The organism is Phenylobacterium sp. (assembly GCF_041913825.1).
GTDB lineage: Bacteria > Pseudomonadota > Alphaproteobacteria > Caulobacterales > Caulobacteraceae > Phenylobacterium.
In genome coordinates this window covers 37,734-47,491 of the sequence record NZ_JAYSEO010000006.1, presented here as the reverse complement: position 1 = coordinate 47,491, position 9,758 = coordinate 37,734, and the positions used below count along the sequence as shown (strand labels likewise).

10 protein-coding genes and 1 pseudogene are annotated in these 9,758 nt (G+C 71.1%); 7 read left to right on the top strand and 4 right to left on the bottom strand.

Annotated elements, in window-relative coordinates; all coding sequences use genetic code 11:
• Positions 1–118: 118 nt before the first annotated feature.
• The 3 genes from rlmN to ACE3Q8_RS06155 all read left to right on the top strand — a co-directional run bounded on the left by rlmN (position 119) and on the right by ACE3Q8_RS06155 (position 2,648).
• Positions 119–1,282 carry a 23S rRNA (adenine(2503)-C(2))-methyltransferase RlmN gene (gene rlmN / locus ACE3Q8_RS06165; protein WP_374469375.1) on the top strand — a complete coding sequence of 388 codons (1,164 nt, stop codon included), beginning with the start codon at positions 119–121 and terminating at the stop codon, positions 1,280–1,282.
• A 102-nt stretch (positions 1,283–1,384) separates the two neighbouring features.
• On the top strand, positions 1,385–1,813 hold the full coding sequence (locus ACE3Q8_RS06160) for a DUF350 domain-containing protein (protein ID WP_374469374.1): 429 nt from the start codon (positions 1,385–1,387) through the stop codon (positions 1,811–1,813).
• Position 1,814: 1 nt separating this feature from the next.
• Entirely contained in the window at positions 1,815–2,648 is an 834-nt protein-coding gene (locus ACE3Q8_RS06155; RefSeq protein WP_374469373.1) for a serine protease, read from the top strand.
• On the opposite strand, the gene ACE3Q8_RS06150 is transcribed toward ACE3Q8_RS06155, so the two are convergent.
• The 3 genes from ACE3Q8_RS06150 to ACE3Q8_RS06140 are packed head-to-tail and all read right to left on the bottom strand — an operon-like array spanning position 2,645 to position 6,351.
• The gene (locus ACE3Q8_RS06150) at positions 2,645–4,348 is read right to left on the bottom strand and encodes an MFS transporter (RefSeq protein WP_374469372.1); all 1,704 of its coding nucleotides are present in this window, start codon (positions 4,346–4,348) and stop codon (positions 2,645–2,647) included. The two genes, ACE3Q8_RS06155 and ACE3Q8_RS06150, sit on opposite strands and share 4 nt — an antisense overlap.
• Positions 4,349–4,379: 31 nt before the next feature.
• Entirely contained in the window at positions 4,380–5,918 is a 1,539-nt protein-coding gene (locus ACE3Q8_RS06145; RefSeq protein ID WP_374469371.1) for a response regulator, read from the bottom strand.
• A 49-nt stretch (positions 5,919–5,967) separates the two neighbouring features.
• Positions 5,968–6,351 carry a helix-turn-helix domain-containing protein gene (locus ACE3Q8_RS06140; RefSeq protein ID WP_374469370.1) on the bottom strand — a complete coding sequence of 128 codons (384 nt, stop codon included), beginning with the start codon at positions 6,349–6,351 and terminating at the stop codon, positions 5,968–5,970.
• A 96-nt stretch (positions 6,352–6,447) separates the two neighbouring features.
• Between ACE3Q8_RS06140 and ACE3Q8_RS06135 the strand changes: the two are divergent.
• The 4 genes and pseudogenes from ACE3Q8_RS06135 to ACE3Q8_RS06120 all read left to right on the top strand — a co-directional run.
• Positions 6,448–6,639, top strand: a pseudogene (locus ACE3Q8_RS06135) (response regulator transcription factor); the annotation flags it as partial.
• Between the two features lie 127 nt (positions 6,640–6,766).
• On the top strand, positions 6,767–7,102 hold the full coding sequence (locus tag ACE3Q8_RS06130) for a hypothetical protein (protein ID WP_374469369.1): 336 nt from the start codon (positions 6,767–6,769) through the stop codon (positions 7,100–7,102).
• Positions 7,103–7,297: 195 nt separating this feature from the next.
• Positions 7,298–7,660 carry a hypothetical protein gene (locus ACE3Q8_RS06125; protein WP_374469368.1) on the top strand — a complete coding sequence of 121 codons (363 nt, stop codon included), beginning with the start codon at positions 7,298–7,300 and terminating at the stop codon, positions 7,658–7,660.
• A 257-nt stretch (positions 7,661–7,917) separates the two neighbouring features.
• Positions 7,918–8,178 (top strand): hypothetical protein, encoded by a 261-nt coding sequence (locus ACE3Q8_RS06120; RefSeq protein WP_374469367.1) that lies wholly within the window; start codon positions 7,918–7,920, stop codon positions 8,176–8,178.
• Here the strand turns inward: ACE3Q8_RS06120 and ACE3Q8_RS06115 are convergent.
• Positions 8,147–9,688, bottom strand: a complete 1,542-nt coding sequence (locus ACE3Q8_RS06115; RefSeq protein ID WP_374469366.1) for a YifB family Mg chelatase-like AAA ATPase — start codon at positions 9,686–9,688, stop codon at positions 8,147–8,149. The genes ACE3Q8_RS06120 and ACE3Q8_RS06115 overlap by 32 nt on opposite strands.
• Positions 9,689–9,758 lie beyond the last annotated feature (70 nt).

The window sequence follows — 9,758 nt, the reverse complement described above, 5'->3', positions numbered from 1 at the left end:
TGTTGCGGCGGCGACGCTAGCCCAGCCGAACGCTTGTTTGAAGTCTCGGCGTGTCAGGGATTTGGAAGGCAGGCCGGCGTCACCTATATTCCACGGCCTCTCTGGAAGGACCTGCCACTTGGGCGTGACCCTCGACCTCAGCCGCGCGCCGGCCCAGCCGCTCGCGCCCGTGAAGCCGAACCTCTCGGGCCTGACCCGCGGGGAGCTGCAGGCCGTCCTGGTCGAGGCAGGCGTGGTGCGGCCGGAAAAGGCCCGCATGCGCGCCAGCCAGCTCTGGCGCTGGATCCACCACTACGGCGTGACCGACTTCCAGGCGATGAGCGACGTGGCCAAGGAGACGCGCGCGGCGCTGACCGAGGCCTTCACGCTCTCCCGCCCCGAGGTGGTCGAGCGCCAGGTGTCGAAGGACGGCACCCGCAAGTGGCTGATCCGCATGGCCCCGGGCATCGAGGTGGAGACCGTCTACATCCCCGACGTGGGCCGCGCCGGCGCGCTCTGCGTGTCGAGCCAGGTGGGCTGCACGCTGAACTGCACCTTCTGCCACACCGGCACCCAGGCGCTGGTCCGCAACCTGACCGCCGCGGAGATCGTCGCGCAGGTGCAGGTGGCCCGCGACGACCTGGGCGAATGGCCCTCCCCGAAGGAGGACCGTCGGCTCTCGAACGTCGTGTTCATGGGCATGGGCGAGCCGCTCTACAACCTGGACCACGTGGCGGCGGCCATCGACATCATCGCCGATAACGAGGGCATCGCCATCTCCCGCCGGCGGATCACCGTCTCGACCTCGGGCGTGGTCCCGCAGTTGCCGGCGCTGGGCGACCGCACCCAGGCGATGCTGGCCATCTCGCTGCACGCCACCAATGATGCGCTGCGCGACAAGCTGGTGCCGCTCAACAAGAAGTACCCGATCGCCGAGCTGATGGCCGGCATCCGCGCCTATCCCGGCCTCTCGAACTCCAAGCGCGTCACCTTCGAGTACGTGATGCTGAAGGGCGTCAACGACAGCCCGGCGGAGGCCAAGGCGCTCGTCCAGCTCCTCAAGGGCATTCCGGCCAAGATCAACCTGATTCCGTTCAACAAGTGGCCGGGCTCGGAGTACGAGTGCTCCGACTGGAAGACTATCGAGGCCTTCGCCGCCATCCTCAACCGCGCGGGCTACGCCTCGCCGATCCGCACGCCCCGCGGCCGCGACATCCTCGCCGCCTGCGGCCAGCTCAAGAGCGAGAGCGAGAAGCTGCGCGCCAGCGCCCGCAGGAAGGTCGCCGCCGACCCGGCGTCCTGACGCCGTCAGGACGCCACCCGGCCTGTCGGGCGGCGCGTCAGGTGTGGATTAACCGCACCCGTGCTATGGGAGCGCCGAGTATCCGAGGGGCCGGCGTCACCCATGCCTACACAGATCCAGTCGCCTGAAATCCAGGCGTTCGCACAGGGCTTCCCGATCACCCTGCTGCACGCGGGCGTGACGGTGCTGATGCTGTTCGCCGCCGCCACGCTCTACGTCCTGCTCACCCCGCACCGCGAGATCAGCCTGATCCGCGACGGGAACACCGCCGCGGCGGTCTCTCTGGGCGGCGTGCTGATCGGCCTCGCCATCCCGCTGTCCGTCTCCCTGAACGCGTCCACCAACCTGATCGAGATCGGGCTCTGGGGCGTGGCCACGGTGGTCGTCCAGTTGCTGGTCTTCCGCCTGGTGGACATCGTCCTGCGCGGCCTGCCCAAGCGTATCCAGGAAGGCGAGATGAGCGCCGCCGCCATGTTGGTGGGCGCCAAGCTCGCTACCGCCATCATCATCGGAGCCGCCGTCTCCGGCTGACATGCACTTCCCCCGGCTCCCGGACTGGCTGATCTACGCCTGCGTGGTGGTGGCGCTGCTGATCGCCGCCATCGGCCGGCAGGAGCGCGCCGACGCGCCCGAGCCGCCGCCGCCTGCGCCCGAGGTGGAGGGCGAGGTTCTGGGGCCCGCCTCGCCGTTCGACCCCTCCGTGGTGGTGGATGTGCCCGACCAGGTGGACCCGGCCACCGGCACGGCCTTCTCCATCGCCGAGTCCGGCGTCTGGCTCACGGCGCGTCACGTGGTGGACGGCTGCCGCACCGCTGCGGTGGTGGTCGGTAACGGCCAGGGCGTCGCCGCCCGGGTGACCATCGATCCGCGCGGCGAGGCGGCCATCCTGACCACCGACGGCGGAGCGCCCGCCCTGCCGCTGGCGCTTTCGGAGAGCCTGCGCCGCGGCGAGCGGGCCTATCATCCGGGCTTCCCGCAAGGCGAGCCCGGCGAGGCCACCTCCAAGCTGATCGGCCGCGAGACCCTGGTGGTGCGCGGCCGCGGCGAGCGCAGTGAGCCGGTGCTCGTGTGGGCGGAGACCGGCCGGACAGAGGGCCTCGAGGGGACGCTGGGCGGCCTCTCCGGGGCTCCGGCGCTGGACGCCCAGGGGCGCGTGATCGGGGTCACCATCGCCGAGAGCCCGCGCCGGGGGCGGATCTACACCACCGCGCCGGAGACGGTGCAGGCGACGCTGGCCTCCACGCGCCGCCGCTATACGGCGCCGCCCCTGGGATCGGCGCCGATCACGCCCGAGAACTACTTCCGGGTCGCCGACGGGCTGCGCCGCGACCTGCGGGTCGCGCAGGTGGTGTGCCTGACGAGCTAGGTCTCGGCCGCCGTCGCGGGCTTCGGCTGCCGCGCGGCGACCACGAAGGCGAGCACGATGGCGGCCACGCCGATCAGCGCCGAATAGAGGAAGAACACCACATACCCCGCGCCCAGGGCCGCGGGCGTCACCGCCGACTTGGCCGCGCCCTCAGCATAGGCCTCCGGCGGCAGGCCGGCGAAGAAGGCCTTCAGCGAGGCGAAGGCGCCGCCGGCGTCCGCGCCGGCCGCCGAGCTCTCGACGATGCGGCCCGACTGCGAGGCGATCAGCTTGCCGGGCAGGGCGTAGAGCGAGGAGAACAGGGCGTATTGGGTCGCGGTGAAGCCCGCCGAGGTCAGGCTCGACATGTAGGCGATCAGGCAGGTGCCGGAGAAGCCGGACGCCACATTGTCCACGCCGATGGCGATGAACAGGGCCGGCAGGTCGGCGCCCTGCATGGCGAGCCAGGCGAACACAAGATTCGAGAGCGGGCCCGCGAAGGCGCCCACGACCAGCGCCCGCATGAGGCCGAGCTGAGCCACGGCCCAGCCGCCCAGGCCCACGCCGACCACGGTCATGACGACGCCGAACACCTTCCGCACCTCGGCGATCTCGGTCTTGGTGAAGCCGAGATCGGCGTAGAACGGGTTCATGATGTTCAGCACGAAGTCCGAAAGCCGGTAGACGCAGATCAGCGCCAGGATCAGCGCGGCGACGCCCCGGTAGCGCACGAAGAAGTCGCGCAGCGGCTCGCCGAGCGCCGCGCTCAGATAGACGCCGGGGCGCGTGCGGACGCCCGGGATCGGGCAGGCGGCGAGCACGATCACGCCCAGGCCGGCGATCACCGCCGCGAGCTGGGCGTAGACGCCCTGCGGCTTGGCCTCCCAGAGCGCCGTCAGCCCTTCGGCCGCGCCAGGCAGACCGAGGCCCTTCAGGGCGGACGCGAGCAGGGAGGCGTTGGCGGCGAGGCCCGAGCCCAGCACCAGGGCGCCCGTCGCGAACAGGGCGAGGCGGGCCAGCCACTCCGGAATTTCCACGGCCGGGCGCGACGGCGTCCCTTCCGCGTGGATCGGACGGATGACGTGCTCCTTCTCCTTCGGCGCCGCGAGCGCGCCGCCGACGCCCACCGCCATCAGGGCGGCCATGGCGGCGTAGGAGACGTTCCAGTTGAACTGGTCGGCGAGCACCAGGGGCGCGGCGCCGGCCGTGATCATCGCGATCCGGTAGCCCCACTGGTAGGCGGCGGCCATGGCGCCCTGCTTCTCGACGGCCGCGGCCTCGATCCGCCAGGCGTCGATGACGATGTCCTGCGTGGCGGCCGTGAAGCCCACGAACACCGCAAAGGCCGCCATCAGGCCCAGGCTGGCGGCCGGGTTGGTCCCGGAGATCAGCCACAGCCCCAGCATCACCAGGAGCTGGGTGGCGATCATCCACGAGCGCCGGTGGCCGAGCCAGCGGGTCAGCAGCGGCACGCGGGTTCGGTCCACCAGCGGCGCCCAGAGGAACTTCATCGAGTAGGCCAGCGTCGCCAGGGCGAAAACGGAGATGACGCTGAGAGACAGGCCGGCGTCGCGCAGCCACAGCGACAGTGTGTCGAAGATCAGCAGGTTCGGCAGGCCGGAGGCGAACCCCAGGGCCAGCATCACCAGGGCGCGTCGCTCGAAGAAGACCCGGACGCCCGCCAGGGCTCCGCGTCTCGGCTCGGCGGCGTCGGCGCTCATTCAGGTCTCCGGTGTTCGGCGCGCCCCCGCGCTAGCGGACCTTGGCGCGCGCCGCGAATTCCGTCCAGTCGCCGCGGGTCCACCGCGTCAAGGCGGCGCGGAGGGCGTCCGGCGACAGCGGCTTGACCAGGAAATCGTCCATGCCGGCCGCCAGGCACGCCTGCCGGTCGTCCTCGAAGGCGTTGGCGGTGAGCGCCACGATCGGCGTCCGGAGGCCCTCGGCGCGAAGGGCGCGGGCGGTGTCCTCGCCCGACAGGCCGGGCATCCGCATGTCCATCAGGATGAGGTCGTAGGCGGCCACCTTGACCGCGGCGATGGCCTCGCCGCCGTCGTTGGCGTGGTCCACCTCGCAGCCCTCACGGGTCAGCAGGGCCTTGGCCAGCAGGGCGTTGATCGGATTGTCCTCGACGAGCAGCACGCGGGCGCCCGGCGCGGCTGCGGCGGCGATGCGTTCGTCTTCGGGCGCCACGTCCGTCTCGGCGCTGGCGCCGGCGGCGATCAGCACACGCTCGGCGAGCGAGGCGCGGCGCAGCGGCTTGATCAGATAGCCCGCGAAGCCGGCGCGCTTGTAGCGCTCCATGCGGTCGCGTTCCTCGGGCGCCAGCAGGATGATCGAGGGGCGCTTGTCGCCCTTGCGGACGATCCCGCCTTCGACGGCCAGCGCGTGGTCGAGCAGCAGGACGTCGCCCGGATCGGTTCGGCTCAACACGCCGTCGAGGTCGGCGGCGGTGACGGTGCGCCCACCGCAGGCCTGGACCTGTCGGCGCGCGGCGTCGCGGATGATGGCGCTGGGGGACGCAATGCCAACGGTGCGGCCTTCCAACGGCAGGTCGGACGGGGCGGCGGCGACGCGCGGGAAGGCCGCCTCGAACCAGAACAGCGCGCCGCCGGTGCGGGCCGCCTCGACGCCGACATCGCCGTTCATCGCCTGGGCGAGCCGTCGCGCGATGGCGAGGCCGAGCCCCGCGCCGCCAACGTCGGCGTGGCCCACCTCCGTCTGGGCGAAGGCCTCGAAGATCCGCTCGCGATCCGGGGCGGGGACGCCGGGTCCGGTGTCTTCGACGGTGAAGCGCAGCCGGCCGGTGTCGGTCTCGGCGACGCTCAGCACGACCCCGCCCGCGACGGTGAACTTCACGGCGTTGCCGGCGAAATTGAGCAGCACCTGGCGCAGCCGGCTCTCGTCGGCCCGGATGCGCCCTGGGTTCGCCGGCGCGGCCCAGGCGATCTCGAGACCCTTCTCGCGGGCGCGGGGCGACAGCAGTTCGCACACGCCCTGCAGCAGGCTTTCCACGTCCACGGGCTGCGGATGCAGGTCCACCGCGCCTTCGCCGAGCTTCGCGAAATCCAGCACGTCGTTCACCAGGTTGAGCAGGTGCTCGCCGCTCTCCCGCAGCGCGGCCGCATACGCACGCTGCTCGGCGGTGAGCTGGGTGCCTTCCAACAGGCGCGCCATGCCGAGCACGCCGTTGAGGGGCGTGCGGAACTCGTGGCTCAGCGAGGCGAGTTGCTCGGCGCTGATGTGCGTCCGCTTGGGACGTCGGGTCGACAGGGGACGGAGCGGTCGGCGCATGGGGGGCGGATCATCGTCCAAACCCTTTAACGTGAGGTCAAACGCCGCATCAGCGCCCGCCCGACATCTCCCGGGCGAGCGCCACGAGGGCGGCGCGGGTCCTCGCGTCGGCGATCCCGTCGAAGGCGCGCAGCAGCTCCAGCGCCCCCGGCTTGGCCAGGGCGCGGAAGATCTCGTCGTCGTCTCCACGGACGCCGGACTCCTCTCCGACCAGGGCGGCGACGGTAGTGTCGAGCGCCTGCGCGGCGGCCAACAGGGTCGAGGCCGCCACGCGGTTGGCGCCGCGCTCGTACTTCTGAACCTGCTGAAACGAGACGCCGAGCTTCTCGGCCAGATCCGACTGCGACAGCCCGAGCTGCCGCCGCCGTGTGCGGATCCGCGCGCCGATGGCCAGCTCGACAGCGGCGTAGGGCCCGGCGTCCTTGGGTTGCATCGGAAGGCCTCCCCTCGCGGGAGAATAACCTTAACGGAAAAAACCTTTCGCCCTAAAGTAGACGCGGGGATCAACAGCTCGTTTACTGCCTTCGTCATGCCGCCGCGCGCCGACCTCGTCCGGGACCCCGTCGAGCTGCTCACGCAGCGCGAGCGCGAATGCCTACGGCTCGTTGACCAGCATCTCAGCTCGAAGCAGATCGCCCGCGAGCTGGGCATGTCCAAGACGTCGGTGGACACCTACTGCGACCGTGCCCGGCGCAAGCTGGGCGTGCCCGACCGCTACGAGGCCGCCCGCCTGCTCCGCACGCGGGACGTGGATCCTGTCCTGATCGGATCAGGACACGACGCGATCAGGACAGACGACCGACCGGAAGCTTGGCTCGATGAGCCGGCAACTCGGGAGGACTTGTTCCATGGGCGACTGGCAGAACTTCGACAACCGCGCGGTGATCGGCAGGGCGCTCCGCCTCCGCCGGGAGATCGACGACTTCGAGGCGCGCTGGCCGATCCCGACGCAGCGCGAGGAGGGGATCCCGGCTTTCACCTGGGATCAGCTCGAGCGGCAACTGGTGGATTTGGCGGCGACGCCCCAGCAGGCTTCGATGGCCCGGCACCTGGTTTCCGCGACCCGGAAGCTGGCGCCTTTCAAGCCTTCGGAGATGGTCCTGCGGGAAATCCTCTGCATGACCTGGGTGCTGCTCGACGAGAACTTCAAGCCCGATCCGGATGGCTCGGCCGAAATGATCTGAGCCCCGTCGCCCGGCTTGGGGCGATCGTGGGGGTCGCGGTCATCACCGCCCTGGCGTTCGGGGCGATGCTGGCCGGCCTCCATGCGCTCCAGGACCTGGCGCGGAATATCGCCGGGGCCTGAACGGTCCTGCAATCATAACCCTGTTATCGATTAGGGCGGGCGGCGCACAGAATCCGCCTGCAGGAGAGATCCCATGCTCAAGCAACGCCGTATGGTGGCGGAACAAATCGCGGGCGCGCTGTTCGAGGCCGAGGCGGCCATCGACGCGGCGATCGCCAAGACCGCGACGCTCACGGGCGTCATGCCCTCCCTTCGCCGGGAAGCCGGCGCATCCGCCCTGATCGGCCAGGACGCGGTGGAGCGCGCCAGCCAGGCGATCATGGCTCTCGCCGAGGCCCGCCGGGCCATCGTCGAGACCCACAAGGAACTCAGCGTCGCGAAGGATCAGATTGGCCTTGGCGCCATCATGGTTGACACCGGTGGCGACAAGCCGCCGGTCACGGCCTCCATTCGTGGCCGTCGCCTGAGGGCGGTGGCGAACGAGCGGGTTGCATAGTCCCGCCGACACAGAGGTTTTCGGAGCGCTCCGGCTGAGGCAAGCTGGAGCGCTTTCGCTTTTGGGGACCTCCGCTGGCCACGCTCGCACTTCCCGCCTGGGTCGGGATCGCCATCGGCTGGCTCGTCTCCGGGGCGGCGCTTTGGAAAGGCGGCTGGTCTGAGCGCGCCGTCGCTGCCGGATTCATCTGGACGTGGATCGGCACTGCGCTGACGCGGGATCGCACCTGGGCGAATCTACAGGTCGGTCCTCTGTTCATGGACGTCTCGCTCCTTGTGGTCGTCGTGGTGGTGGCGATGCGTAGCAGCCGCTACTGGCCAATCTTCGCGGCCGCCTTCCAGTTGCTCGCCGTGATTACGCACGCCGCTCATCTTCTCGACCCCGGCGTCGGAGACTGGGCGTATGTCACAGCCGGGGTGATCTGGACGTACCTACTGCTGCTCGCTCTGGCCCTGGGCACATGGAATCGCTGGCGCGAATTCGAGATCAGGCCCGGGCGGCAAGGGCTGCGCCCGTGAGCCCCGTCGAACCCACCCGCCGGTAGATCAGCGCCTCGGCCACGTGGACCCGGCGCACGGCGTCGGAGCCCTCCAGGTCGGCGATGGTGCGGGCGAGCCGGAGCGTGCGGGTCCAACCGCGCGCGGTGAGGCCGCTCGCCTCAGCCGCCCGGGCCAGGAGCGCGCGGGCGTCGGGCGCGAGGGCGGCGATGGTCTCCAGCCAGTCGCCGTCGGCCTGGGCGTTCAGCACCGGGGCCTCCGTCCCCGCCGCGCGCTCGGCCTGTCGCTCGCGGGCGCGCAAGACCCGGGCGGCGGCCTCGGTTGTCCCTTCCGCCGGCGCGGGAAGGGCCAGGTCGGCGGGCGTCACAGGCGGAACCTCCACCTGCAGGTCGATGCGGTCCATCAGCGGGCCGGAGACCTTCATCTGGTAATCGGTCTGGCAGCGGGGCGCGCGCCCGCAGGCGCCCCGGCCGGCTCCGCCGTGACCGCATTTGCACGGGTTCATGGCCGCCACGAGCTGCACCCGAGCCGGATAGCGCACGTGGGCGTTGGCGCGGGCGACGATGACCTCGCCGGTCTCCAGCGGCTGTCGCAGGCTGTCCAGCGCCTGGGCCCCGAACTCTGGCAGTTCGTCAAGGAACAGCACGCCGTTGTGGGCCAGCGACACCTCGCCGGGCTTGGCCTTGTGCCCGCCGCCGGTCAGCGCGGCCATGCTGGCGGAGTGGTGCGGCGCCCGGAACGGCCGCGCGCGCCGGAGCTCGCCCTTGGCGATCAGCCCGGCCACCGAGTGCACCATGGAGGTCTCGAGCAGCTCCTCGGAGGTGAGCGGCGGCAGGATGCCGGGCAGGCGCTGCGCCATCATCGACTTGCCCGAGCCGGGCGGGCCCACGAACAGCAGGTTGTGGCCGCCGGCGGCGGCGATCTCGAGCGCCCGCTTGGCGTTCTCCTGGCCCTTCACCTCGCGCAGGTCAGGGACTCGCTCCCCGTCCAGCATCGGGCCGGGCTTCGGCGGCGAGAGCATCTGCATGCCGCGGAAGTGGTTCACGAGCGCGATGAGCGAGGGCGCGGCCAGAACGCGCGTACCGCCGGCCCAGGCCGCCTCCGCCCCGCAGGCTTCCGGGCAGATCAGACCGAGCCCCATGCCTCCGGCCGCCACGGCGGCGGGCAGGGCGCCGGCCACGGCCGTGATCCGGCCGTCCAGCGACAGCTCGCCCACTGCGGCCCAGTCCGCCAGGGCGTCGGGCGGGATCACGCCCATGCCGGCCATGACGGCAAGCGCGATGGGCAGGTCGTAGTGGCTGCCCTCCTTGGGCAGGTCGGCCGGCGCCAGGTTGGCGATGATCCGGCGGGCGGGCAGCGCCAGCCCCAGGCCCGCGAAGGCGGCGCGGACGCGCTCACGGCTCTCCGAGATCGCCTTGTCGCCCATGCCGACGAGGAAGAACTTCTGCTCGCCCCCGGTGAACTGCACCTGCACGTCGACGCGCACCGCCTCGACACCCCGGAACGCCACCGTCACCACGCGTGCGGACATGCTCAAGCCCTTGTTGCATGACGAGGTTTATCCACAAGGGCTCGCACATGGCGAAGCCTGGATCAAGAAC